This is a genomic window from Paraburkholderia phenazinium (genome assembly GCF_900142845.1).
GTDB classification, from domain to species: Bacteria; Pseudomonadota; Gammaproteobacteria; order Burkholderiales; family Burkholderiaceae; genus Paraburkholderia; species Paraburkholderia phenazinium_A.
In genome coordinates this window covers 2,294,143-2,317,702 of record NZ_FSRU01000001.1, presented here as the reverse complement: position 1 = coordinate 2,317,702, position 23,560 = coordinate 2,294,143, and the positions used below count along the sequence as shown (strand labels likewise).

Below are 23,560 nucleotides of genomic sequence, written 5' to 3'. Positions count from 1 at the left end.
GCGGCAACATGAAAGCGATTCAGGTGAGGAACGTCTACAAGATTTTCGGACCGGCGAGCGCGCACGCACGCGTGCTCGATCTGTTGCGCCAGGGCGCGTCGAAGGCGGACGTGCTGGCGAAAACAGGCTGCAACGTCGGGCTGAACAACGTCAATCTGACAATCGAGCCGGGCCAGATTTTCGTCATCATGGGCTTGTCCGGCTCGGGCAAGTCGACGCTGGTGCGGCACCTGAACCGCCTGATCGAGCCGAGCGCGGGCGAGATTCTGGTGGACGGCAAGGATATCCTGAAGCTCAATTCGAACGGCCTGCGCGAGTTGCGCCGCTACCGGATCAGCATGGTGTTTCAGAACTTCGGCTTGCTGCCGCATTCGACGGTGCTGGAAAACGCGGCGTATGCGCTGCGAACGCGCGGCGAATCGCGCGAGGTGGCGTATGCGGCCGCACGCGACTGGCTGAAGAAAGTGGGCCTCGACGGTTATGCGGAGAAGTTTCCGGATGAACTTTCAGGCGGCATGCGGCAGCGGGTGGGCCTCGCCCGCGCACTCGCGGCGGATACGGACGTGGTGCTGATGGACGAGGCGTTTTCCGCGCTGGACCCGTTGATTCGCACGGAAATGCAGGACCAGTTGCTCTCGTTGCAGGCGACGCTCAACAAGACCGTGGTCTTCATCACGCACGATCTCGACGAGGCGCTGCGCCCGGGTACGCAGATCGCGATTCTGCGCGATGGCGAGCTGGTGCAGCAGGGCAGTCCGCAGGACATCCTGCGCCATCCAGCGAACGATTATGTGCGGCGGTTTGTGGAGCGGCGCAGCGAGCGGAGCGAGGTGGTAGCGTAGGGCGTGCGGCGAGCGGCTACGCACCGCCGCACCTCACCTCACCGGATCACTCCGGCTTGTTCTCTTCAGGCCAGCGGTTTTCGAACACGCAATCGGCGAGCGGCACGCGGCTCGCCCAGCGCTCGGTTTCGAGCATCGGCTCCGCATAGAACCGATCCACGTGACCGAGGCACAGGATCGCCACCGGACGCGCGCCTTCCGGCATATGCAGCAGGGTGCGCACGGCGTCGACGTCGAACAGCGACACCCAGCCCATCCCAAGCCCTTCGGCGCGCGCCGCCAGCCACATGTTCTGGATCGCGCAGGCCACCGAGGCGAGATCCATCTCCGGCAACGTACGGCGTCCGAAGATGTGTTTCTCGCGGCCATCCATCAAGGCCATCACCAGCAGCTCGCCGCACTCCAGCATGCCTTCCACCTTGAGCTTCATGAACTCGTCGCGCCGTTTGCCGAGCGCGTCGGCGGTGGCGAGCCGCTCGCGGTCCACCGCCTCGTGCAAGGCCATGCGCAGCGCCGGATCGGTGATGCGCGCGATGCGCCACGGCTGCATGAAGCCGACGCTCGGCGCATGGTGCGCCGCTTCGAGCAGGCGCTGCAGCACGGCCGGGTCGACGGGGTCGCGCACGAAGTGCCGCATGTCGCGCCTTTCATGGATGGCGCGGTAGACCGCGTCGCGGTCGGAATCGTTAAAACACTTCGCCATGGAACAGGGCGGCCGCGAAGGCCGGGTTGGAAGGCCAGTAGGCATGCATATAGGTGGCGACGATCGGGCCGGCGCGGAATACGGCCTCGCCGGGCGCGTCGGCTTGCGGGCGGGTGGCCGTCCGCTGTGGCGTGAGCGTCGTCGTCAACTTCGAATAGTGAAACGTATGACCGGTCATGGCGCCATGGAGGCCGACTAGCTGTTGCATGCCGAGTGCGGTAAAACGCGTTTGCATCGTCGCGTGGCCCGGCAGCAGACCGAGCATGGGCGTGGTCGCGCCTTGCGTGTCGGTGAGTTGCTCGAGCAGATAGAGCATACCGCCACATTCGGCCACGATGGCTTTTCCGGCGGCCGCATGTGCGCGGATCGCATCCGCCGTACGTGCATTGCGCGAGAGCGTCGCTGCATGCAGCTCGGGATAGCCGCCGGGCAGATAGACGGCGTCAGCGGATTCCGGCACAGGCTGGTCGGCCAGCGGCGAGAAGTAGCTGACCTGTGCGCCCAGTGTTTCGAGCAGCGTGACGTTGGCCGGATAGATGAACGAGAACGCGGCGTCGCGGGCAATCGCAATGTGTTTGCCGTCGAGCAACCGCGGCAGAGCATGGTGCGTGGTTGCGGGCGCAGTAAATTCCACCGCCGGCGGCAGTTCGGCGAGCGGGGTTTGCGCGAGCGCATCGGCGGCGCGCTCGAGCCGCGTGTCGAGATCGTCGACTTCGCCCGCCTGGTGCAGGCCGAGGTGCCGTTCGGGCAGTTCGATGGCGTCGGCGCTGGCAATATGCCCGGTCCAGCGTAGCCCGGACGGCAGCGCTTCCTGCAACATCTGCGCGTGGCGCGCCGAGCCGACGCGATTGGCGAACACGCCATGAAACGGCAGGCCGGGCCGGAAATGCGCGAGACCGAACGCGAGCGCGCCGAAGGTCTGCGCCATTGCCTTGGCGGAAATCACGGCGACCACCGGTACGCCGAACGCACTGGCGAGATCGGCGCTGCTCGGGGTGCCGTCGTAGAGACCCATCACGCCTTCGATCAGGATCAGGTCCGCCTCGGCTGCCGCTTGCGCGAGCAGTTCACGGCACGCCTGTTCGCCGACCATCCACAGGTCGAGCGACAGCACCGGTGCGCCGCTGGCGCGGGCGAGGATCATCGGGTCCAGAAAGTCCGGGCCGGTCTTGAAGACGCGCACGCGCCGCCCTTGCCGCCGGTGGTAGCGGGCGAGGCCGGCGGTGATCGTGGTCTTGCCCTGACCGGAAGCCGGCGCGCTGATGAACAGGGCGGGACAGGACGGCATGGCTCAGAATTCCACGCCGCGCTGCGCCTTGACGTGCTGCTCGCGATACGGGTGTTTGACGATGCGCATTTCCGTGACCAGATCGGCCGCTTCGATCAGCGCGTCCGGCGCGTGGCGTCCGGTGATCACCACATGCAGCATCTCGGGACGTGCGTTGACGACCGCCAGCACTTCCTCGAGCGGGAGGTATTCGTACTTCAGCACGGTATTCAGTTCGTCGAGAATCACCATCTGATACTCGCCGCTTTCGATCATCCGGCGCGCTTCGTTCCAGCCTTTGCGGGCGGTCGCGATGTCGGCATCGCGGTTTTGGGTATTCCACGTGTAGCCGTCGCCCATGGTGACGAAATCGCAGGTGGCGATTTTGCCCAGAAAGTCGCGCTCCGACGTGTGCAGCGCACCCTTGATGAACTGCACGACGCCAAGGCGCATGCCGTGGCCGAGGACCCGCACGGCCATGCCGAACGCAGCGGTGGTCTTGCCCTTGCCGGTGCCGGTGTTGACGATCAGCAGGCCCTTTTCGATGGTCGCTTCGGCCTGCTTTTTCTCGTGGCCTTCGCGACGCCGTTGGGTCATGCGCAGATGGGATTCGGGATCGGTTTTCACCATTTCTCAGGTTGTCCTTCTGGCAAGGGGGTTGGGTTTATTTTTGAATGAAATCAATCTTGTGGGCCGCTTTTGAGCACTTTATTCCGTGCTATCTACAGGTGCAATTGTCAGATGACAATGCTTAATTTTCACCATGAGCAGAGGAGTTGCCCATAGGGGAAGCATCACACCTCGCACGACGAAGAGCGGCGTAGTGTACACCGCGTAGATCCGCCTCAAGCGCACCGGGAAGGATGTACATAGTGAGTCAAACGCGTTTGAGAGGAAGGCCCCGGCGGACGTCCAGGCAAACCTGGCCAGCTCGCATATCTCCTCCGCATATCGAGCTTGCAATTCCGTATCCAATTGGATACTATCATTGGTAACGGTTCGGTCAAACCCCAACCGAGGTAGCAACGAACATGCGTGGCTGAAGCAATGAATACGATAAATCAAACTGACCAATTCCGGGCCTGGCTTACCGGCCTTGCCGACAAGGTGCTCAAGGGTGCAGTGGTCAGCCGGATTACGCGGGCGGCAAATGGGGTATTTGGCGATTGCCATGATGTTGGTGACGGCGTGTGGGAGATGCGAATCCATGTAGGCGCCGGGACGCGAGTGTATTACGTGAGAGACGGACTGACGGTCTATCTGCTTCTTGATGGTGGTGGAAAGAAGGGGCAGAAAGCGGACATTGCTGCCGCAAAAGCATTGTGGACAAAAATCCAGAAGGAGCGGAAGAAATGAGCAAAACCAACATCACCCCATTTGACGCATCGGAATATCTCGACAGCGAAGAAACCATTGCTGCGTACCTGAATGACGCGCTGGCATCCGGGAATGAAGATGTGGTTCTCGCCGCGTTTCGAGACGTTGCCAAGGCGCGAGGCATGGCAAAGGTTGCGGCCGATGCTGGGGTACAACGCGAAAGCCTCTACAAGTCCCTCACTGAAGGAGCGAAGCCCCGCTTTGAAACGATTCTAAAGGTCGCGGGAGCCCTCGGCGTCAGATTCGTGACAGAGGTGATCATTGCCGACTCCGACGAGGTGGTGGCCGCAGAGGTCATCAAGTCAGCAAAATCAGGCACGTTCAAGACAGCTAGAAAGCACGCTCGGGCCGAGGGAGAGAGTCCCGCGCGAAAGACCCGGCGAACATCAAAGCCGGCACATGCGTAAGACGTGCGCATCATGCGCCACGCCGTCAGCTTGAGTCCGGTCCATGGATGGCTCTAGGGGAACAGTCGTTATCGCGTGTTAAGTGAGTTGAATTCAAAAGATTCGCTTCTCGCCGTGCCGTCTGCACTCGTTGCGATCGCAACGGTCACGCCGTCGAGCACCGTCTTCGGCACGATCAGGCGGCCGGCTGGTGCCGCTAGCAAGGCGCACGGCTCGCAGACACCGTCGACGCCGAGACGCGCGCACACAACGGCGGACGGCGTCGGCAGATCGCGCACGGCAGCGACTTCGGCGCGGCTGAAGCTCAGCAAGGGCAGCGCGTAGCGCGCGCAAAACTCAAGCAGACCGGGTTCCTGAGCTTTGGATTCGATGGTCGCGATGCAGCGAATCGCTTCGAACGGGTGGCTGCCCAGCGCCTGGCGCACGGCGGCCAGGATCTGCCCGGCCGCGGTGTGCTGCCTGCAGCCGATTCCGATGCTCAGCGGAGTGCCCAGCGGGGTGGTCTGTATCACGCGGTGCCCCCTGTTACGCATCCTGTTTCCCGTTCGACCGCCCGTGCGCGACCCCGCGCCGGCACCCAATGCGCGCATACGATAGCACAGGCCACAACCGGGGTCGCCTGCCCGGCTGCCTTGACGCGCGGGGCTTGCGGGCCTAAACTCCCACGCACTTTGGTGCTCGCGCGCGCAGTCCTGCGCACGCAGTTAAACGGGAAACAGGGTGTCCACTTTCAACAGACCGGACCAACCTGTGCTGCCCCCGCAACGGTAAGCGAAGGCATCGCGCAAGCGGTGCAGAGCCGGCTTCAGTGCCTGCGCGCAAGATCGCGCAGGCATGCAACCACTGGGCGAGAAATCACTCGTCTGGGAAGGGGAAGCGGCGCTTTCGCCAGCCCGGATACCGGCCAGGGAAGAGGGTTGGCGCCGCGGGGATGCGGCGTGTCGTCCACGGCTTCGTTATAGGGCTTCATGAGTCGGCTTCATGCGCTGCCCGTCGCCGCCACGTCGTTTTCCGTCCCCGTGTTTCGTCTGTTCAATTCCCGTGCCCATGAATCGGCCCACTCTTTCGACGGAATAACCATGCAGAACTCCATGCGCAAGATCCCCGTCACCGTTGTGACGGGTTTCCTCGGCAGCGGCAAAACCACGCTGTTGCGGCACATTCTTCAGCACGCAGGCGGCAAGCGCATTGCGGTGATCGTCAACGAGTTCGGCGAACTCGGCATTGACGGCGAGATCCTCAAAGGCTGCGGCATCGGTTGCGACGAAGAAGGCAATGAGACCGAAGGCCAACTGTACGAGCTCGCCAACGGCTGCCTGTGCTGCACCGTGCAGGAAGAATTCTTCCCGGTGATGGAAAAGCTGGTGGAACGCCGCGACCAGATCGATCACGTGCTGATCGAAACCTCGGGTCTCGCGTTGCCGAAGCCGCTGGTGCAGGCCTTCAACTGGCCGGCCATCAAGAACAGCTTCACGGTGGACGCGGTGGTCACGGTGGTGGACGGCCCGGCGGCCGCAAGCGGCCAGTTCGCCGACAACCCGGTGGCCGTGGACGCCCAGCGCAAGGCCGATCCGAATCTCGATCACGAGTCGCCGCTGCATGAGCTGTTCGAAGATCAGTTGTCCGCTGCGGACCTGGTAATCCTGAACAAGACGGATCTGCTCGACGACGCCCAGCAAGGCGCGGTGGAGGCGTTGATCCGCGAGGAGATTCCGTCGCAGGTCAAGGTGGTGCGCGCGCATAAAGGTCAACTGGATCTGCACACGCTGCTCGGTCTCGAAGCGGCTTCGGAAGCGACGATCCATCTGCGTCACGATCATCACGGCTCCGCGGAAGACGCGGACCATCATCACGACGAATTCGATTCGGTGGTGGTCGAGGCGCAGGCGCCGTCGCGCGAGGCGGTGATTGCCGCACTGCAAAGCCTCGTCGAAAGCAACACGATCTATCGCGTGAAGGGCTTCGCCGCGTTGCCCGGCGCGCCGATGCGCCTGGTGATCCAGGGCGTGGGCCGGCGCTTCGACAGCTATTTCGACCGGCGCTGGCAAGCCGGCGAAACGCAGCGCAGCCGCTTCGTGCTGATCGGCGAGGATCTCGATCAGGCCGCACTGCAACGTGCCTTCGACAGCGCCTTGAAGACCGAAGCGCAACAGGCGTAATCGATCATGCATCTGCTGCGCACCACGCCGGGTGGCTTCGTCGACGACAGCCAGGGTGTCATCCGCATCGATCAAAAGCCTGCCGAGATCGTGGTGCTCAGTTCCGCCGATACGACGCTGTCGCTGCTCGCCAGCGTCGTGCCGCGCCTGGGCGAGGGCTTTCCGAGCGTGCGGCTCGCGAATGTCACTTACCTGCGGCAACCGGCTTCAGTCGATTTCTACGTCGAAGACGTGTTGCAGCATGCGCGGGTCGTGGTGGTCGATCATCTGGGCGGCGAAGCCTACTGGCCGTATGGGATCGAGCAGGTCGTGGCGCTCGCCGCGCGCAAGCATCAGGTGCTGGCGATGTTCTCCGGCGACTTGCAGGAGGATCCGAACCTGCTCGCGCGCAGCACGGCCGATGCGGCGCTCTGTCATCAGCTATGGCGCTATCTGCGCGAAGGCGGCGCGCAGAATGCCGAGGCGTTTTTGCGTTGCCTCGCTCACCGTTCGCTCGGCTGGGGACGTGAGCCGGCGCCGCCGCGCGTGTTGCCGGCGGCCACGCTTTATCACCCTGAGCACGACACACCGACCATCGCCGAGTGGCAGGCACGCTGGCGCGCCGACGCGCCGGTGGTGGCGATCCTGTTCTACAAGGCGCATTTGCAGGCTGCCAACACAGCGGTATTCGACGCGCTGATCGAAGCGCTCGAAGCGCAGGGCCTCAATCCGCTGCCGATTGCGCTGACCTCGCTCAAAGACGCCATGAGCCGCGAGGTCCTGCAACAGTTGTGCGCGCAACATGATGTGGCGCTGGTGCTGAACACCACCGCGTTTGCAGCGACCGCCATCGACGACCCCGAACCCCTCGCACTCGCCGGCGACGCGCCGGTGCTGCAGGTGATCCTGAGCGGCGGCAATCGCGCCGACTGGCTCAAGGACAACCAGGGGCTCAACTCGCGCGATATCGCCATGCATATCGCGCTGCCCGAGGTGGACGGCCGCATCATCACGCGGGCAATCAGTTTCAAAGGGCTCGCGTATCGTTGTCCGCACACCGAAGTGGACGTGGTGCGTTATCAGCCCGATCACGAGCGGATCGGTTTTCTCGCGGAATTGAGCGGCCGCTGGTGCCGCTTGCGAACGCTCGACAACGCCGACAAGAAACTCGCCCTGATCCTCGCCAACTATCCGATGAGCGAAGGGCGCATCGGCAATGGCGTGGGGCTCGATACGCCGGCCTCGGTGGTGGGCATCCTCGCGATGCTGGCCGAGCAGGGTTACCGTGCGGGCGACCTGCCGGCGGACGGCGACGCCTTGTTGCGCAAGCTGACCGAGGGCGTCACCAACGATCCCGTGGTGCGCGATCTGCGTCCTGCTTTACAGAGCCTCGCGCTTGACGACTACCTGACGCATTTCGCGCGCCTGCCTGCCGAAGCGAGGGATGCATTGAATGCGCGCTGGGGTCCGCCGGAACAGGATCCGACGCTGCGGCGCGGCCGCTTCATGATCTCGGGCTGGCGCTGCGGCCAGGTGTTCGTCGGCATTCAGCCGTCGCGCTCGCGCGAGCAGGGCGATTACGCCAGCTATCACGACGCCGACCTCGTCCCGCCGCACGCGTATCTGGCGTTCTACTTCTGGCTGCGCCACCAGTTTGGCATCGACGCGGTGGTGCACGTCGGCAAGCACGGCAACCTCGAATGGCTGCCGGGCAAGAGCGTGGCGTTGAGCAACGCCTGCTGGCCCGATCTGATTCTCGGGCCGCTGCCGCATCTGTATCCGTTCATCGTCAACGATCCGGGCGAGGGCAGCCAGGCAAAGCGCCGTGCGCAGGCAGTGATCATTGACCACCTGATGCCGCCGCTCACGCGTGCCGAAAGCTATGGGCCGCTGCAGGACCTCGAACGCCAGGTCGACGAGTACTACGAAGCATTGATGGTCGACCCGCGCCGTTCGAAACTGCTCAGGCGCACGATTCTCGCGACCATCGTCGAACACCGTCTGCACGACGAACTCAGTATCAAGGCGCCGGACGGGCAGGATGCCGAAGACGAGCTGCTCACGCGCGTGGATGCCTGGCTGTGCGAGCTGAAAGAAGCGCAGATTCGCGACGGTCTGCATACCTTCGGCCGTTCGCCCGAGGGCGTGCAGCGGCGCGATACGCTGCTGGCGCTCGGGCGCTTTCCGGTCGGCGATGGACGCGGCAGTAAAGCCGGGCTGGTGGATGCGCTGGCGCGCGATCTAAAGATGGACCATCTGTTCGATCCGCTCTCGGCGGATTGGGCCGCAGTGTGGGATGGCCCACGCCCACACGTATTGCAGCAGGTCAGCGATGCGCCGTGGCGACACAACGGCGACACCCGCGAGCGCCTCGAATTGCTTGCGAGCGAGATGCTGGGGACGATGTGCGGCGACGAGTCCGGCTCGAAGCTGGACGCGAACTCAAACGCCGAACTGCCGCCCGCAGGCACCTTGCCGCAGACCGAACTCGTGCTCGAACGCCTGCGCACCGATGTATTGCCGCGTCTCGACGCCTGTGGTTTGGAAGAAATGCGGCACCTTCAGCGCGGACTCGAAGGCAAGTTCATACCGGCAGGGCCGAGCGGTTCGCCCTCGCGCGGCCGGCCCGACGTGCTGCCCACCGGACGCAACTTCTACTCCGTCGACACGCGCGCGATTCCAACTCAGGCTGCCTGGGCGCTGGGCCTGAAATCCGCGCAGCACCTGATAGAGCGCCATCTGCAGGAGCATGGCGATTATCCGAAAGCGATCGGCCTGTCCGTGTGGGGTACCGCGACCATGCGCACCGGTGGCGACGATATCGCCCAGGCCATGGCGTTGCTCGGCGTGCGGCCTAAATGGGCGCCGGGCAGTCATCGCGTGACCGACTTCGAGATCATGCCGATCGACGTTTTCGACCGGCCGCGCATCGACGTCACGCTGCGCGTTTCCGGCTTCTTCCGCGATGCGTTCGCCAACGTGATGCACCTGTTCGACGCCGCCGTGCAGGCCGTCGCCGAGCTGGACGAACCCGAGGATCAGAACCCGATCCGCGCGCGCGTGCTGCGCGAACGCGATGCCTTGATCGCGCGCGGCATGGACGCCGCCGAAGCGCGCCGACGCGCCGGCTGGCGCGTCTTCAGCGCGCGGCCCGGCGCGTACGGCGCCGGCTTGCAGGAGATCATCGACACCCAGCAATGGCAAACCGACGCCGATCTGGCGAACGCCTACCAGGCGTGGGGCGGCTACGCCTACACCCAGAAAAGCGCCGGCGAGGAAGCGCGCCAGGCGTTCGGCACGCGGCTCGCCGCCATGGACGTGGTGCTGCAGAATCAGGACAACCGCGAGCACGATCTGCTCGATTCGAACGATTACTATCAGTTCCAGGGCGGCATGGTCGCCGCCGTGCGGCATCTGGCGGGCAATCAGCCGCATGTGTATCACGCGGATCATAGCAATCCGAACGCGCCGCGCGTGCGCACGCTGCATGAGGAAATTGCCCGCGTGATTCGATCGCGCGTGGTCAATCCGAAGTGGCTCGACGGCGTGAAGCGTCATGGCTATAAAGGCGCGGCGGAAATCGCGGCAACAGTCGACTATCTGTACGGTTACGATGCAACGGCGCGTGTGATTGCCGATCATCAATACGCGCTGGTGACCGACGCGTATCTGAACGACGCCGACACGCGCGCATTCCTGCAGCAGCACAATCCGCACGCGCTGCATTCGATCTGCGAGCGTCTGCTCGAAGCAATGCAACGTGGACTATGGCAGGCGCCGGGCGACTATCGCGCGCAAGTGGAACAGCATTTGCTCGCGAGCGAGCAGTTCATCGAAGGAACACGACCATGAACGCAGCGACCGAGCTTCGCAACACGCCGGCGGCGCGGCCCGCATTTCCGTTTGCCGCGCTGGTCGGGCAAGCGTCGTTGCAGCAGGCCCTGTTGCTCGCGGCGATTGACCCGGGTCTCGGCGGTGTGCTCGTCAGCGGCCCGCGCGGCACGGCCAAATCCACAGCGGCGCGCGCATTGGCGGAACTGCTGCCCGAAGGACAACTGGTAACCTTGCCGCTCGGCGCGAGCGAGGACCGTTTGATCGGCACGCTCGACATCGAAAGCGCGCTGCGCGACGGCGCGCTGCGTTTTTCGCCGGGCTTGCTGGCGAAGGCGCACCGCGGCGTGCTGTATGTCGACGAAATCAACCTGTTGCCCGATGCGTTGGTCGATGCCTTGCTCGATGCCGCCGCGAGCGGCGTGAATACCGTCGAGCGCGACGGCATCTCGCACAGCCACGAAGCGAGCTTCGTGCTGATCGGTACCATGAATCCAGAGGAAGGCGAGTTGCGGCCGCAACTGATCGACCGCTTTGGGTTGATGGTCGAACTGGAGAACTGCTTCGATCCGCTCGTGCGGCAGCAGATCGTCAAGGCGCGGCTCGGCTTCGATCTGGATCCGCAGGCCTTCCGTGCCGCCTACGCGGAGCAGCAGGCGCAGCATGTGCAACGGATCCGCGCCGCGCGCGCTGCGTTGCCGGCGCTTGGCTTCGATGACGCCGTGCATGCGTATGTCAGCGCGCTGTGCATTGCGGCGGCCGTCGACGGCCTGCGCGCCGATCTGGTGATGTTGCGCGCGGCGCGTGCGCTGGCCGCGCTCGAACAGGCGACGGCGGTGACGACGGCGCATATCGATCAGGTTGCCGAAGCAGTTTTGCACCATCGCCGGCATAGCCGGGACACGCCGCCGCAGGGCGACGCGGCCGCGCAAACTCCGCCACACGACTCCGCTAGCGCAAGTGCTACGCCGCCTGATGAGAGCAACGCAGCGGCCGAGGCCTCCGCCGCGACCGGCGACAGCGAATGGGGCTATCTACCGCCCGAGCCGACCGGCACGACCCCGGTCAAAGGCGTGATCCCGCTCAACGAAAAAAAACGCTGAGCCATCGGGAGGGCGCCGCCGCTGACTTGCGCAGCGGTTTTCGATGGCGGAAAGGTGCGGGTGGGGCAACGCGCGACAAAGGGCGAGGGCAGAGCGAGCGCATCGCATGGCCACCGACGCTCGCCGCAAAACGCCAGGCGCCTCTGCATGCCGGCCACCTGCGCTTCGTACCGAGGGCGCCGCGAGGCGGTGTGCTGCACTGCTTCCTGCTCGACTGCTCCGGTTCGATGCTGGCGGGGCAGCGCCTCGCGCTCGCCAAAGGACTGCTGCTTGCGTTGTTCGACCGCGCGAGCAAGGCACGCGCCGATGCGGCGCTGGTGTGTTTCGGCGGCACAGGGGCGGACGTCCGCTTCGGCCCCGCCGTCCCGCGCTGGTGGAACGAACGCTGGGTGCAGCCGCTGGGCGGCGGTGGCGGCACGCCGTTCGCCGCGGGCGTGCATAAGGCCGCGCAACTGCTGGAACGCGCGGCGCGCCGCAAGCCTTTGCAGCAACGCTGGTTGTGGGTACTCACCGATGGCCGCAGCGGCGATGTGCCGGTGCGGCCCAACGAGGTCGACCAGGTGGTGTTTGTCGATTTCGAGCGGGGCGCGATCCGCTTAGGGCGCTGCGAGCAACTCGCGCAGGCTTGGGGCGCGAGCTGCGTCCGGCCGGAAGATCTGATCGGCTAGGCACTGAGTGTGCGTTCCGCTATCGCCATTGCGGGCCTCGCACGGGCCGCTTTTACGCGTTGATATTTGGAGGAGCGCATGACCGCAGCGCGACGGCGTTCACACGGCGGCCCTCCCGGTCCCGCGCCCAACAAGCCCCTACTTGATCCCGTTGGTCCAGTAAAGCACATCATCCTGACGGTCGAACACGAACACCTTCATCGCCATCTGCTGCGCCGCATCGAGCCGGTCGAACTCGAGACCGTGCGCCACAGGCTCGCCGGCCGCGCCTCTCTGCACGTTTCGGATCACGGCACTGGTTTCGATGGACGTGTGGAGGTCTTTCGACTCGAGGTGATACGCGACGCGCAGGCGGTCGCCAATCTGGCCCAGCGCCCACGATGCCGTGAGCGACATGCCGAGCGCGCTGATCCCCTTCGCGAGGCCGAGCCCTTCATACGTGTCGCCGGTTTCGCCGATGCCATAGCGCACGGCGAGCCGCGCGCGTACCCGGATCGACTTGCGCTCGCGCAGACGGCGGATCACGCCGGGCTTCGACAGAACAATGTAATCGAACGGCAACTGACACACCGCTTCGACCGTGCAGACAAAGCGGAACACCGCCTGACTGGCGATCGCGACGATCTCCACGTTTTCACCGACGCCGAGCGGCAAGGCCTTTCCTTCGAACAACGGCGGCGTGGCAAACAACGACTCGTTCGGTGCGAAGCCAATAATGCGGCAAGGATGCATGGGCGCCGCGCTGCCGATTTGCTGGCGTACGCCGATCAGCGCACCGATGGTCAGGTGCATATCTTTGACCGACAGCGGCTCCGACGTGTCGGGCGCGACGGCTCCATCCGCTGCGGGTGTGGGCGTATCGCTGACGTCGCCGCGTTGCGGGCGGAAATGGTCGAACAGGAACTTGCGTTCCTCCACGCCGACCAGAATCGCACCGGCGTCGAACAGCAGCGTGCCGTCGCTGTCGACGATCGGCCAGTCGAGCGGCGTGCCGACCGGAACGGTGTCGAGGCTCAGCGCGGCCGACGCTGCCTCAACGGGTGATTCCACGGTATCTTCGTTCATTGGGTTTTTAGTAGCGAAGTAATGGGCGGATTAGTGATATTAACGTCAAAGTTTCGGAAAAGCTTAATGGTCTATTTGCGTTTGTCGAAAATACCGTGCGAGTGGTTTTATGCCGGCTTATTCGGATCATGGATACCGCGCCAGACACCTCAGCGTCCGAAACCGCCAACGGCCTTGAGCATGAAGACCAAGGTGAGCCTCATTCGACGGCCTTGATCCGTTCAGCTCACCAGTTGTTCGCGCATCCATTCATAAAACGCGCGGATCTCCGCTTCGCGCGGATGGTTTTCGCGCCAGCTCACGAAGTACTCGAGGCTTGCCGGCACGCAGACCGTGCCGATCTGCACCAGCGTGCCTTGTTCGATTGCATCGCGCACCAGCAGGCGCCGCGCCGTCACGGCGCCCTGACCGGCAATGGCCGCCTGCAGCAACGAGTCGGGATTGTCGAAGATGGGGCCGAACGTCGGCTCCTGCAGGGGCAAGCCGGCGGCCTCCAGCCAGTCGCGCCAGGCACGGTGGGCGAAGCGCAGCATCGGCAGCTTGCGGGTATCGGCGACGCGGAAATTGGGAATCTGCGCCAGCAACGACGGACTGGCGACGGCAATCAACTGGTCGTCGATCAGCTTGTGAGAGACGAAACCCGGCTCGTCGACCCGTTTGTGCCAGATGCCCAGATCGGCGGTGTACGGATCCGGCGGTACGAGCTGGGCATGCACCCGCAGCATCAGCTCGATGTGCGGTTGCTGCGCCGCGAAGCCGTTGAGCCGGCGGATCAGCCAGTTGCCGGCGAGGTCCGACATCACGCTGACTTCGAGCCGCACCGCGCCGCCACGGTCGCCTGCCCGCGCTTCCGTGAGGGCGTCGTCGATCTCCGCAAGGCCGAGCCGCACCCGCTCGGCCAGCCGCGCGCCCGCGCTGGTCGGGATCATGCGCGGCCCCACCCGGCGAAACAGCGGCGTGCCGAGCGTATCTTCGAGGTTGCGCAGATGATGGCTGATCGCGCTGTGCGTCAGATTCAATTCGTCGGCGGCCCGCGTAAAACTGCGATGCCGGCTGGCTGCTTCGAGGGCGCGGAGCGCCTGCAGGGGAGGGAGCGGTTTGGCCATGATGTCAAATTCTACTCACAATCCCGGCAAAAACGTTTCGTTGGCCGGCGAAAGCGCGAGCAGGGACAATGGATCTCCGATTCATTTGCTCGAGTTTTTCACCATGTCGAAAGGGTTGCGCGTATTCGCCTTGTTTGCCTGCGGGTATTTCATTTCCTATGTCTATCGCGGCATCAATATCGAATTCGCACCGTTTATGGCGCGTGACATCGGTTTGTCGGCGGCGGATCTCGGTCTGCTGACGAGCCTCTATTTCCTCGGTTTTGCGGGCGCGCAACTGCCGGCGGGCGTGCTGCTCGATCACTTCGGTGCCCGAAGAGTCTCCGCGCTGTTATTGCTGGTCGCCGCCGCCGGCGCGGCCGTGTTCGGCATGGCGCACGGCCTCGCGACCTTGATGGCGGGGCGGCTGTTGATCGGCGTCGGGGTGTCGGTGTGCCTCGGCGGTGCGTTCAAGGCGCTGGCGCAGTGGTTCCCGGTCAGCCGCTTGCCGCTGCTCAATGGGCTGGTGATGGCGGTGGGCGGCTTCGGCGGCGTCGTGGTGGGCTCGCCGTTGAACTGGCTGCTGCACTTTACCGACTGGCGTCTGGTTTGTTTCGGTCTGACCGCGGTGACGGTGTGCACGTCGGCTGCAATCTGGTTCGGCGTACCCGACGCGGTGCAGACGCATCGGCAAGCGGGACTCGTCGAACAGTTGCGCGGCGTGGGGCATGTGCTGCGCAGCCGCGTGTTCTGGAAGATTGCGTCGCTGTCGGGTATGGCGCAAGGGGTCTTCTATGCGATGCAATCGCTGTGGATGGCGCCGTATATGCGCGACGTCATCGGCCTGACCGCGCATGCCACGGCGACGCTGGTCTCGGTGGTGGCGCTGGCGATGATGGCGGGCTGCGTCGGATTTGGCGCGATCGCGCGTCGGCTGGAGCGGTTTGGCGTGAGTCTGGCCGCTTTTTCCGGGGTGGGCATGCTGCTGTTCATTGGCGTCCAGGGCGCCATCATGGCCCGCGTGCCGGTGCCCGCGGTGTGGCTGTGGGCCGCTTACGGGGTCTTCGGCGGCTCGGGGATTCTCAGCTATGCCGTGCTGGCCGAACACTTCCCGAGCCATCTGATAGGCCGCGTCAACACGACGCTCACGCTGGTGATGTTCGTGCTGATCTTCCTGTGCCAGACCGGCGTCGGCGCGGTGTTGAGTCTCTATCCGGCGCGGCTGATGGCCGATGGCGCGCACTATCCGGCCGAGGCGCATATGAGCGCCTGGGCGGTGCTGCTGGTGTTGCAGATTCTCGGCGCGGTCTGGTATTTCTGGCCGCAGGCGAGGCGGGTGACGGAAACGGTGCGGGGAGCGGAGGCGGGTTGACGATCCAGGCGAGAGGGTCCGCCCGCTCGCCGGCGAGATCCCGCTCAGGCTTCAGTTGCGCCTTGCGGATACCACCGCGGCGTATACACCCACTCTCCCTGAGCGCCACGCGCAAAGCCACGCGTCGTGGACGATCCGAGAATGACCATCGTGCGCATATCGACATCGTCTGAACGCAACTCGCCTAGCGTGGTACTCCTAAGCGAAGCCCCCGCTCTGCCGATATCCCTTCCCAGCACGACCCTGGTCGCCGGCGCACGATATTCCCGCACGATATCGAGCGCCTTGTCCAACTGCCAGGGCCGCGCGCGCGAGATCGGGTTATAGAACGCCATTACCAGATCGGCTTGCGCCGCATGACGCAAACGCGTTTCGATGATCGACCACGGCTTGAGGTTGTCCGACAAAGACAGCATGCAGAAATCGTGGCCAAGCGGAGCGCCCGCTTGCGCGGCCGTCGCCATGGCGGCCGAAACGCCGGGCACGATATTCAGCTCGACGGCGCCCCAGCGCGCATCCCCGGACGCATCGAGTGCTTCAAGCACGGCGGCGGCCATCGCAAACACCCCGGGATCGCCGGACGACACCACCACGACCGCCCGCCCCGCACTCGCCAGCTCGAACGCATGTCGCGCCCGCTGCATCTCTTCGCGGTTGTCCGTGCCATGCACTTGTTGATCGGCGCGGAATGGGCCCGCCATCTTCACGTAGGTTTCGTAGCCGAGAATGTCAGTCGCCTCGCCAAGCGCCGTGCGTGCGGCGGGCACCATCAGTTCCGCGCTGCCGGGGCCGAGGCCGAGGACGGTGAGACTGCCACGGCGCTGTCCGACCGTATCCGGATCGATGGGCGTCCGGCTCAACGCGAGGGCGATGTCCTCGTGGGCGTCGTCCTGTAGCGTCGCATAGGGCACGCGCATGGCGGCTTCAAGCAAGCGCCGCGCGGTCGATGTCGTGATCGTGTCGTCGTGATGCGCCGCGCGTGTGATGCCATCTGTGCCGGCTTCGACAAATCTCAGCGGTACGCCCAACGTATCAGCCGCTTCGACAAGCGCGCCATCGCCCATCCGCGCCACCGGTGCAAGCAGCGCCGCGAGCGAAAGCGGCGCCAGGTCGTGCGCCTGCAATGCGGCATGAACCTGTCCGGCGATAGGCTTGCTATCACCGCTCACCGCTGCGACCACACTGCGCGGATGAATCACCAACTCATTCGCGCCGCCATCCCAGGCCTTCGGCGTCACGCGAATCGCGAGCCTTGCTTCGCTCGCGCGCGGCAGTTGCGCATCGTCGAGCCACGGGGCATCGCCTTCGATGCGCGTGCTTTCTCCAGCCAGCAGATCCGACACGAAGCGCTTGCCTTGCGTGAGACTCGCCAACGCGTAACCTTCCGGCGGATTCAGCACGCAGGTGCCGAAGCGCAACTCGCCGCTCGTCGTGATAGCCGGCGCGACCTCGAGCGCAGCGGCTATTTCACGCGCCATCACATTCACGCCCGCCAGACCGCCGAGCAAGGGCACCACGGCGCTGCCATCTTCGGCTACGGCTAGCACAGGCGGTTCGACGCCTTTGTTGGCAAGCAGCGGCGCCACGCAGCGAATCACAATGCCTGCCGCACAGAGCGCGACAATCGGCGTGCCGCGCGCATACAGGTCGCGCAGATGCGCAGCGAGTTCGGCGTACGCCACGTCCGCCTCGACGCGGCCCTGCAAGCCATGCACCCGAGCGTCCGGATAGCACGCCTGCACGCGCCGGGCCGTAGCGAGCGCGCCGGCGCCGAGAATCACGATGGCTGGCGGCGTCATCCTTGCCATTTTTCCCCCGGCACGACGAGCAGCGAAAAATACGGCGAGGCCATCGGATCGACTTCGGCGAGCGGCACGATGCGCTGGTTCGCCATCGTCGCGCGCTCGATGTACAAGGCCCGCTCCGCGAGTCCAAGTTCGCCGAGCACGCGCCGCACCTTGTCGAAATTGCGGCCCAGTTTCATCACGACGGCGGCGTCCGCATCGGCGAGGCGTCGTCGCAACTCCTCCTCCGGCAGCACACCGGACAGCACCGACAGGCTCTGATTGCGATACACCAGCGGCGCGCCGAGCACCGCCGCGCCGCCAAGCATCGAGCACACGCCGGGCACGACTTCCGCTTCGAAGCCTGCCGCAAGCCGGTCGTGCAGGTACATATACGAGCCGTAGAAGAACGGGTCGCCTTCGCAGATCACTGCGACGTCGCGGCCCGCGTCGAGGTGCGCGGCGACGATTTCAGCCGCGGTGTCGTAGAAGTCGGCGATGATCGATTCGTAGCATAGCGGCGGTTCCAGCGCCTCCGTCGTCACGGGATAGACGAGCGGCAAGTGCTGCTGCGTCTCGCTCAAATGCGCTTCGATGATGCCGAACGCGTTGCCTTTCTTGCCCTTGGCGACGAAATAGGCGACCACCGGCGCGGCCTTCAGCAGGCGCAGCGCTTTCAGCGTGATCAGCTCGGGATCGCCGGGGCCGACACCGAGTCCGAACAGACGGCCCGAACGATGCTGATGAGCGCTCATTTATTCGGCCTCCGAAGCGAGTGCATTGACTGCGGCGGCGGCCATCGCGCTGCCGCCGCGCCGTCCCTGCACGATCACGTAGGGCACGCCACGGCTGTGTTCGGCAAGCAACGCTTTCGATTCCGCCGCGCCGACGAAGCCCACCGGGAAGCCGAGAATCAGCGCGGGGCGGGGCGCGCCGGCGTCGAGCATCTCGAGCAGATAGAACAGCGCGGTCGGCGCATTGCCGATCACCACCACGCTGCCCGCCAGATGCGGGCGCCATAGTTCGAGTGCCGCCGCCGAGCGAGTATTGCCGAGTTCGCGCGCCATCGCCGGTACTGAAGGATCGCCGAGCGTGCAGATGACTTCGTTACTAGCAGGCAGACGCGCACGCGTGATGCCTTCTGCGACCATGCGTGCGTCGCACAGAATCGGCGCGCCGCCGGCGAGCGCCGCGCGGCCCGTTGCGCCGGCGCCAGTGGAGAAAAGCAGGTCGTCGACCACGTCGACCATGCCGCAGGCGTGAATCACACGCACGGCGAGTTTTTCGAGGTCCACGGGAATGCGCGAGAGGTCGGCCTCCGCGCGAATCGTCGCGAAGGATTGGCGGTAGATCTCCTGACCGTCGCGGATGTAATCAAGCATCAAAAGGGCTCCGGGCCAGCCGCGCGAGGGCGTCGGCGGCCTGTTCAATCGTCAGATGGTGCGCGACGCACTGGCCGAAGCCGGGGTGGTCGTCGTCGCGTCGATAAAGGTCGTAATGGCGCGGCGCCACCGCCAGCAGCGTGTACGGCGCACGATGCGCCGCCGCGCATGAGCGTGGGCAGCCGCTCAGATGCACTTGTTCGACGGTGGTTGGCAACAGCGCGGCGAGGTGCAGTGCATCGGCCTTGGTGTCGGCCTGGCTTTTCGCGCAACCGGTCGAGCCGGCGCAGGCGATCAGCCTTGCGAGCGGCTGGGTGGCTTTGCAAGCGAGGCCGAGTGCGGCAAGGCCGGTGAGAACGGAGGCGGTCGCGTGCGCGGCGATGTCGGGCAGCAGCACGCTTTGCCATGGGGTCATGTGCAATGTGGCGTCGCCGGAATCTTCGGCGATGGTTGCAAGGGCGCGCAACGTTGCTGCGTCGAGCCGGCCGAGCGGCGGCTGGCCGCCCGCTTGCCACGTGCCCGCCATACGCTGCGGATGGGCGCCGAGGCGCAGCGAAGCGTCGGCGGGCGCGCGATGCCAGTCGGCGAGTGCGGGGTCGCGGTTTAGCGGGAAGTCGAGGTACGTCTGGGTGTGCTGCAAGACGGCTTCTACAGGGTGGGCCGCGAGCAGGTGCCGCATGCGCGTGTCGTCAGGGGCGGCCAGGTCGAGGAACGTTTGCAGCAATGCGTTCACCAGCGCGGGCACCTGCGAGGGCAGGACGGCGGCGAGTGCGGGGGTGCCGGGTTTCGCATTGCGTCCGCGGTCATCCGCTCGCGCCACCGGCGGACAGCCGGCCAACCCGAACGCGAAACGCACACCCTCAGGTGCAGCCGTCGCTGCTAGCCAGACGTCATGAGGATGGTCGAGCATCGCCAGTTGCTCGCCGCCGTCCAGCAGCAGCGCGAACTTCGGCGACAGCGCAGCGAAACGCGGCTCGCTTTGCAATAGCGCGAGGATCTGCGCAGCGAGCGCGCGAGTGTCGAACAACGCCTGCGGATCGCGGCCGGCGCTCGGGCTGATCATCAGGTTGCGCACGTCGTCTGCGGCGGAGGCGGCAAGCAAGGTGGTTGTAGTGGATGCAGTAGGTGCAGTAGACGCATCGAGCGCAACAGCCGCTCCGTAGTTCGCCGCATCAATCAACCCCGCCGTGGGCCCGAGCCCCGCATTCACCAGCGTCTCGATCAACGCCGCCTCATGCCCTGCCATCACCCCACGTATCTGCAGATTCGCCCGGTTGGTGACCTCGATCACGCCCGCCGCGTGCTGCTCCGACGCCTCGGCAATCGCGCGCGCCTCGGTGGACCGCAACACGCCGCCCGGCAGCTTGACGCGGCAGATGCCGCCATCGAGCGCCGCGACGATGCGCAGCAGCCCCGGGCAAGCCGAGGGACGGGCAGTAACAGGCGTGACGAAGGAGGATGACGCGTGATTCAAGAGAGCACCGGGTTAGCGTCGCGCGACGGTCCGAGCTCGCTGCATACCGTTGCTGGGGCGGCCACACTGGCTCTGTGTGCCCTCTTCGGCCCCGAAGGGCGCCGACGACACGGTATTATGCCTTTTTTCGAACAGCACAACGACGCTGCGGCCTTGATTGGCGCGCCGCAGCCGATCAATTCAAGATCACGTATGAGGAAGGATTCATGCCGGCATGGCTGACCGTGGTAGGCATCGGCGATGACGGCTTTGCCGGTCTGGGGCGAGCGGCACGCCGCGCGCTGCTCGACGCGGCCGTGGTATTCGGCGGCGAGCGGCATCTGGCGATGCTGCCCGCCCGTCTCGCCGCGCGGCGCGAAGCGTGGCCGCGTCCCTTCGATATCGCTCCGGTGCTGGCCCAGCGCGACACCCCGGTATGCGTGCTCGCCAGCGGCGACCCGATGCTGTTCGGCGTTGGGGCGACGCTTGCGCGTCAATTGCCCGCTGGTGAAATGCGCGTGCTGCCGGCGCCGTCGTCGCTGTCGCTGGCGGCGGCGCGCCTCGGCTGGCCGTTGCAGGAGGTGACGGCGGTTTCGCTGGTAGGCCGGCCGCTCGCTACGCTGAACGCGCATGTGCATGGCGGGGCGCGGCTTTTCGTCTTGAGTGCGGACGGCGCCACGCCGGCTGCTCTGGCGTCATTGCTCACATTGCGCGGCTTCGGCGCGAGCCGCATGATCGTGCTGGAACACCTGGGCGGCGAGTGCGAACGCCGTCTCGATGGCCGCGCTGATGCATGGTCCGGCGAGACTGTGGCCGCGTTGAACCTGGTCGCGCTGGAATGCCGTGCTCTCGACGGCGCGCCGCGTCTGCCGCTCACCCCCGGTCTGCCCGACGATGCGTTTCGCCACGACGGCCAGTTGACCAAGCGCGACGTTCGCGCCATCACGCTCGCGCGTCTTGCGCCGATGCCCGGCGAACTGCTGTGGGATGTCGGCGCGGGCAGCGGCTCGATCGGGATCGAATGGATGCGCACGCATCCGGCTTGCCGGGCGATCGCCATCGAAGGCCATCCGGAACGTCAGCGCTTCATCGAACACAATCGCGACGCGCTTGGCGTGCCGGGTTTGCAACTGGTCGCGGGGAGGGCGCCCGAGGCGCTTGACGGCCTCGCCGCGCCCGAGGCGATTTTTATCGGCGGCGGCGTGACCGTGCCGGGTGTCCTCGATGCCTGCTGGGCGCAGTTGCGGCCGGGTGGCCGGTTGGTCGCGAATGCGGTCACGCTGCAGGGCGAGGCGGCGCTCGTCGCGTGGCGTGCGCAGCATGGCGGCACGCTTACGCGCATTGCGCTGGCCGAAGCGCAGCCGCTGGGTGGTTTCGATACATGGCGGCAGGCGTTGCCTATCACGTTGCTGGAAGTGGGGAAGCCGGGTGGTGAGCCGGGGGATGAGCTTGCGGCAGAGTCAGCATCCGGTCACGCCGGCGGCGTCGGACGAGACGCCGGGCGAACGAAGCCATGACCCGCATCCTCCTGCTCGGCGGCACCGGCGACGCCTTGCAAATCGCGCGTCGACTCGGCCCTGACCACGTCTACAGCCTCGCCGGACTCGGCAAGGTGCCGACGGATCTTGCCTGCACCGTCCGCGTCGGCGGCTTTGGCGGCGCTGACGGACTGGCGCGCTATCTCGACGACGAGCGTATCGGCCTGCTGGTGGACGCCACGCATCCGTACGCCGCGCAGATCAGCGCAAACGCTTTTGCCGCGAGTCGTGCCGCGCACGTCCCGTGCTGGGCGCTGCGCCGCCCGGCCTGGCAACCGCAGACCGGCGACGACTGGCGCATGGTCGACAACTGGGCCGAGTTGACCAGTGCGCTCGCCCCGTTCTCGCGTCCGCTCTTTACGCTGGGCCGCGAACCGCTCGCGCATCTCGACGAGATCCCCGCGCACCAGCACTGGATCGTGCGCTGTCTCGAAGCTCACCCGGGCAACGCGCAGGCGCGCATCCTCGATGCACGCGGGCCGTTCACTGTCGAAGGCGAACGCAGCTTGTTCAGCGCGAGCCGGATCGACGTCGTGATCAGCAAGAACAGCGGCGGCAACGCCACCGAAGCGAAACTCGAAGTCGCCCGCGAGCGCAGCCTGCCGGTCATCATGCTGCGGCGTCCGGACTTACCCTCGGTGGAGCGCGAATTCACGCGTGCCGCCGACTTGCTGGATGCACTGCAAACCTTAATATCCTGACTGTTTCGCGCGTGCCTTGCCATGACGAATCGCATCGGGCACGCGCATCGGATCATCGAATCACGGAGTTGGTATGACGGTGTTTTTTATCGGCGCGGGTCCAGGCGACCCGGAGCTCATCACGGTGAAAGGGCAGCGCCTCGTGCGCAGTTGCCCGGTCATTCTGTATGCGGGATCGCTGGTTCCGGCCGCCGTGCTGGACGGACACACCGCCGGCCAGGTCGTGAATACGGCCGAGCTCGATCTGGACGAAATCATCGCACTCCTGAGAGAAGCGCATGACGGCGGCAAAGACGTGGCGCGAGTGCATTCGGGCGATCCGTCTTTGTATGGCGCGATCGGCGAGCAGATCCGCCGCCTGCGCGAATTGCGGATTCCCTATGAGATCGTGCCCGGCGTGACGGCGACGGCCGCCTGTGCGGCGGCGCTCGGTTGCGAGCTGACCTTGCCAGACGTGTCGCAGACGCTGATCCTCACGCGTTTCGCCAGCAAGACGAGCATGCCGGAAGGCGAGCAGTTGGGCGATCTGGCGCGCCATCGTGCGACGATGGCGATTCATCTCGGCGTGCGGCATCTGGCGCGGATCGTCGATGAACTGCGGCCGCACTACGGTGACGCGTGTCCGATCGCGGTGATCTACCGTGCAAGCTGGCCGGATGAGGAGAAGATCACGGGCACGCTTGCTGACATTGTCGGCAAGGTGCAGACCACGCAGATCGAAAGAACCGCGCTGATTCTGGTTGGGCGCGTGCTGGATGCGGAGGGCTTTGCGGATTCGACGCTGTACGCGAAAGCGGGCAGCTAGACGGGGCGAGGCGACCCGAGGATGGCCCCGCCCGCATTC

21 protein-coding genes and 1 riboswitch are annotated in these 23,560 nt (G+C 65.4%); of the genes, 11 read left to right on the top strand and 10 right to left on the bottom strand.

Annotated elements, in window-relative coordinates; translation table 11 throughout:
• Positions 1–8 precede the first annotated feature (8 nt).
• A complete protein-coding gene (locus BUS12_RS10090; protein WP_074297337.1) occupies positions 9–842 on the top strand; it encodes a quaternary amine ABC transporter ATP-binding protein in 834 nt (277 codons plus the stop codon).
• Positions 843–888: 46 nt separating this feature from the next.
• Here the strand turns inward: BUS12_RS10090 and bluB are convergent, their stop codons facing one another.
• The 3 genes from bluB to cobO are packed head-to-tail and all read right to left on the bottom strand — an operon-like array spanning position 889 to position 3,439.
• Positions 889–1,545, bottom strand: coding sequence for a 5,6-dimethylbenzimidazole synthase (gene bluB / locus BUS12_RS10085; RefSeq protein WP_074295556.1), 657 nt, complete (start codon positions 1,543–1,545; stop codon positions 889–891).
• Entirely contained in the window at positions 1,529–2,833 is a 1,305-nt protein-coding gene (locus BUS12_RS10080; protein WP_074295555.1) for a cobyrinic acid a,c-diamide synthase CobB, read from the bottom strand. The genes bluB and BUS12_RS10080 overlap by 17 nt, the downstream gene beginning before the upstream one ends.
• 3 nt (positions 2,834–2,836) lie before the next feature.
• A complete protein-coding gene (gene cobO / locus BUS12_RS10075) occupies positions 2,837–3,439 on the bottom strand; it encodes a cob(I)yrinic acid a,c-diamide adenosyltransferase (protein ID WP_074297335.1) in 603 nt (200 codons plus the stop codon).
• 408 nt (positions 3,440–3,847) lie between these two features.
• On the opposite strand from cobO, the gene BUS12_RS10070 reads away from it, so the two are divergent.
• Both BUS12_RS10070 and BUS12_RS39910 read left to right on the top strand, forming a co-directional pair.
• Positions 3,848–4,168, top strand: a complete 321-nt coding sequence (locus BUS12_RS10070) for a type II toxin-antitoxin system RelE/ParE family toxin (protein ID WP_253190050.1) — start codon at positions 3,848–3,850, stop codon at positions 4,166–4,168.
• Positions 4,165–4,596, top strand: a complete 432-nt coding sequence (locus BUS12_RS39910) for an addiction module antidote protein (RefSeq protein WP_074295553.1) — start codon at positions 4,165–4,167, stop codon at positions 4,594–4,596. The genes BUS12_RS10070 and BUS12_RS39910 overlap by 4 nt, the downstream gene beginning before the upstream one ends.
• Positions 4,597–4,664: 68 nt before the next feature.
• On the opposite strand, the gene BUS12_RS10060 is transcribed toward BUS12_RS39910, so the two are convergent.
• Positions 4,665–5,108 carry a cobalamin biosynthesis protein gene (locus BUS12_RS10060; protein WP_253190049.1) on the bottom strand — a complete coding sequence of 148 codons (444 nt, stop codon included), beginning with the start codon at positions 5,106–5,108 and terminating at the stop codon, positions 4,665–4,667.
• 143 nt (positions 5,109–5,251) lie between these two features.
• A riboswitch (cobalamin riboswitch) is annotated at positions 5,252–5,519 on the top strand.
• A gap of 156 nt (positions 5,520–5,675) precedes the next feature.
• On the opposite strand from BUS12_RS10060, the gene cobW reads away from it, so the two are divergent.
• The 4 genes from cobW to BUS12_RS10040 are packed head-to-tail and all read left to right on the top strand — an operon-like array spanning position 5,676 to position 12,336.
• A complete protein-coding gene (gene cobW / locus BUS12_RS10055; RefSeq protein ID WP_074295551.1) occupies positions 5,676–6,755 on the top strand; it encodes a cobalamin biosynthesis protein CobW in 1,080 nt (359 codons plus the stop codon).
• Positions 6,756–6,761: 6 nt separating this feature from the next.
• Positions 6,762–10,586: a cobaltochelatase subunit CobN gene (cobN, locus tag BUS12_RS10050; RefSeq protein ID WP_074295550.1), complete on the top strand. Its 3,825-nt coding sequence runs from the start codon at positions 6,762–6,764 to the stop codon at positions 10,584–10,586.
• Positions 10,583–11,668, top strand: coding sequence for a magnesium chelatase ATPase subunit I (locus tag BUS12_RS10045; RefSeq protein ID WP_074295549.1), 1,086 nt, complete (start codon positions 10,583–10,585; stop codon positions 11,666–11,668). The genes cobN and BUS12_RS10045 overlap by 4 nt, the downstream gene beginning before the upstream one ends.
• A gap of 26 nt (positions 11,669–11,694) precedes the next feature.
• Positions 11,695–12,336, top strand: a complete 642-nt coding sequence (locus BUS12_RS10040; protein ID WP_253190048.1) for a vWA domain-containing protein — start codon at positions 11,695–11,697, stop codon at positions 12,334–12,336.
• 138 nt (positions 12,337–12,474) lie between these two features.
• On the opposite strand, the gene BUS12_RS10035 is transcribed toward BUS12_RS10040, so the two are convergent.
• Positions 12,475–13,401, bottom strand: a complete 927-nt coding sequence (locus tag BUS12_RS10035) for a flagellar brake protein (RefSeq protein ID WP_074295548.1) — start codon at positions 13,399–13,401, stop codon at positions 12,475–12,477.
• A 221-nt stretch (positions 13,402–13,622) separates the two neighbouring features.
• Positions 13,623–14,507 carry a LysR substrate-binding domain-containing protein gene (locus tag BUS12_RS10030; protein ID WP_074295547.1) on the bottom strand — a complete coding sequence of 295 codons (885 nt, stop codon included), beginning with the start codon at positions 14,505–14,507 and terminating at the stop codon, positions 13,623–13,625.
• A 103-nt stretch (positions 14,508–14,610) separates the two neighbouring features.
• Between BUS12_RS10030 and BUS12_RS10025 the strand changes: the two genes are divergently transcribed.
• On the top strand, positions 14,611–15,858 hold the full coding sequence (locus BUS12_RS10025) for an MFS transporter (RefSeq protein WP_074297331.1): 1,248 nt from the start codon (positions 14,611–14,613) through the stop codon (positions 15,856–15,858).
• A 44-nt stretch (positions 15,859–15,902) separates the two neighbouring features.
• On the opposite strand, the gene cobJ is transcribed toward BUS12_RS10025, so the two are convergent.
• The 4 genes from cobJ to cobG are packed head-to-tail and all read right to left on the bottom strand — an operon-like array spanning position 15,903 to position 20,498.
• Positions 15,903–17,657 carry a precorrin-3B C(17)-methyltransferase gene (cobJ, locus tag BUS12_RS10020; RefSeq protein ID WP_074295546.1) on the bottom strand — a complete coding sequence of 585 codons (1,755 nt, stop codon included), beginning with the start codon at positions 17,655–17,657 and terminating at the stop codon, positions 15,903–15,905.
• On the bottom strand, positions 17,654–18,397 hold the full coding sequence (locus BUS12_RS10015; protein WP_074295545.1) for a precorrin-2 C(20)-methyltransferase: 744 nt from the start codon (positions 18,395–18,397) through the stop codon (positions 17,654–17,656). The genes cobJ and BUS12_RS10015 overlap by 4 nt, the downstream gene beginning before the upstream one ends.
• Complete coding sequence (locus BUS12_RS10010; RefSeq protein ID WP_074295544.1) at positions 18,398–19,024, bottom strand: precorrin-8X methylmutase; 627 nt, start codon at positions 19,022–19,024, stop codon at positions 18,398–18,400.
• Positions 19,017–20,498 (bottom strand): precorrin-3B synthase, encoded by a 1,482-nt coding sequence (gene cobG, locus BUS12_RS10005; protein WP_083640330.1) that lies wholly within the window; start codon positions 20,496–20,498, stop codon positions 19,017–19,019. The genes BUS12_RS10010 and cobG overlap by 8 nt, the downstream gene beginning before the upstream one ends.
• Positions 20,499–20,704: 206 nt before the next feature.
• Here cobG and BUS12_RS10000 point away from each other — a divergent pair, with 206 nt between their 5' ends.
• From BUS12_RS10000 to cobM, 3 genes are all read left to right on the top strand, one after another.
• A complete protein-coding gene (locus tag BUS12_RS10000) occupies positions 20,705–21,994 on the top strand; it encodes a bifunctional cobalt-precorrin-7 (C(5))-methyltransferase/cobalt-precorrin-6B (C(15))-methyltransferase (protein ID WP_074295543.1) in 1,290 nt (429 codons plus the stop codon).
• Positions 21,991–22,716 carry a cobalt-precorrin-6A reductase gene (locus tag BUS12_RS09995; protein ID WP_074295542.1) on the top strand — a complete coding sequence of 242 codons (726 nt, stop codon included), beginning with the start codon at positions 21,991–21,993 and terminating at the stop codon, positions 22,714–22,716. The genes BUS12_RS10000 and BUS12_RS09995 overlap by 4 nt, the downstream gene beginning before the upstream one ends.
• A gap of 73 nt (positions 22,717–22,789) precedes the next feature.
• Positions 22,790–23,521, top strand: a complete 732-nt coding sequence (cobM, locus tag BUS12_RS09990; protein WP_074295541.1) for a precorrin-4 C(11)-methyltransferase — start codon at positions 22,790–22,792, stop codon at positions 23,519–23,521.
• Positions 23,522–23,560: the final 39 nt, after the last annotated feature.

What these genes read in the sequence shown, in the direction of transcription:
- BUS12_RS10090 (WP_074297337.1), top strand. Translation starts at nt 9, where the DNA reads ATGAAAGCGATTCAGGTGAGGAACGTCTACAAGATTTTCGGACCGGCG.
- bluB (WP_074295556.1), bottom strand. Translation starts at nt 1,545, where the DNA reads ATGGCGAAGTGTTTTAACGATTCCGACCGCGACGCGGTCTACCGCGCC.
- BUS12_RS10080 (WP_074295555.1), bottom strand. Translation starts at nt 2,833, where the DNA reads ATGCCGTCCTGTCCCGCCCTGTTCATCAGCGCGCCGGCTTCCGGTCAG.
- BUS12_RS39910 (WP_074295553.1), top strand. Translation starts at nt 4,165, where the DNA reads ATGAGCAAAACCAACATCACCCCATTTGACGCATCGGAATATCTCGAC.
- cobW (WP_074295551.1), top strand. Translation starts at nt 5,676, where the DNA reads ATGCAGAACTCCATGCGCAAGATCCCCGTCACCGTTGTGACGGGTTTC.
- cobN (WP_074295550.1), top strand. Translation starts at nt 6,762, where the DNA reads ATGCATCTGCTGCGCACCACGCCGGGTGGCTTCGTCGACGACAGCCAG.
- BUS12_RS10045 (WP_074295549.1), top strand. Translation starts at nt 10,583, where the DNA reads ATGAACGCAGCGACCGAGCTTCGCAACACGCCGGCGGCGCGGCCCGCA.
- BUS12_RS10035 (WP_074295548.1), bottom strand. Translation starts at nt 13,401, where the DNA reads ATGAACGAAGATACCGTGGAATCACCCGTTGAGGCAGCGTCGGCCGCG.
- BUS12_RS10030 (WP_074295547.1), bottom strand. Translation starts at nt 14,507, where the DNA reads ATGGCCAAACCGCTCCCTCCCCTGCAGGCGCTCCGCGCCCTCGAAGCA.
- BUS12_RS10025 (WP_074297331.1), top strand. Translation starts at nt 14,611, where the DNA reads ATGTCGAAAGGGTTGCGCGTATTCGCCTTGTTTGCCTGCGGGTATTTC.
- cobJ (WP_074295546.1), bottom strand. Translation starts at nt 17,657, where the DNA reads ATGACGCCGCCAGCCATCGTGATTCTCGGCGCCGGCGCGCTCGCTACG.
- BUS12_RS10015 (WP_074295545.1), bottom strand. Translation starts at nt 18,397, where the DNA reads ATGAGCGCTCATCAGCATCGTTCGGGCCGTCTGTTCGGACTCGGTGTC.
- BUS12_RS10010 (WP_074295544.1), bottom strand. Translation starts at nt 19,024, where the DNA reads ATGCTTGATTACATCCGCGACGGTCAGGAGATCTACCGCCAATCCTTC.
- BUS12_RS10000 (WP_074295543.1), top strand. Translation starts at nt 20,705, where the DNA reads ATGCCGGCATGGCTGACCGTGGTAGGCATCGGCGATGACGGCTTTGCC.
- BUS12_RS09995 (WP_074295542.1), top strand. Translation starts at nt 21,991, where the DNA reads ATGACCCGCATCCTCCTGCTCGGCGGCACCGGCGACGCCTTGCAAATC.
- cobM (WP_074295541.1), top strand. Translation starts at nt 22,790, where the DNA reads ATGACGGTGTTTTTTATCGGCGCGGGTCCAGGCGACCCGGAGCTCATC.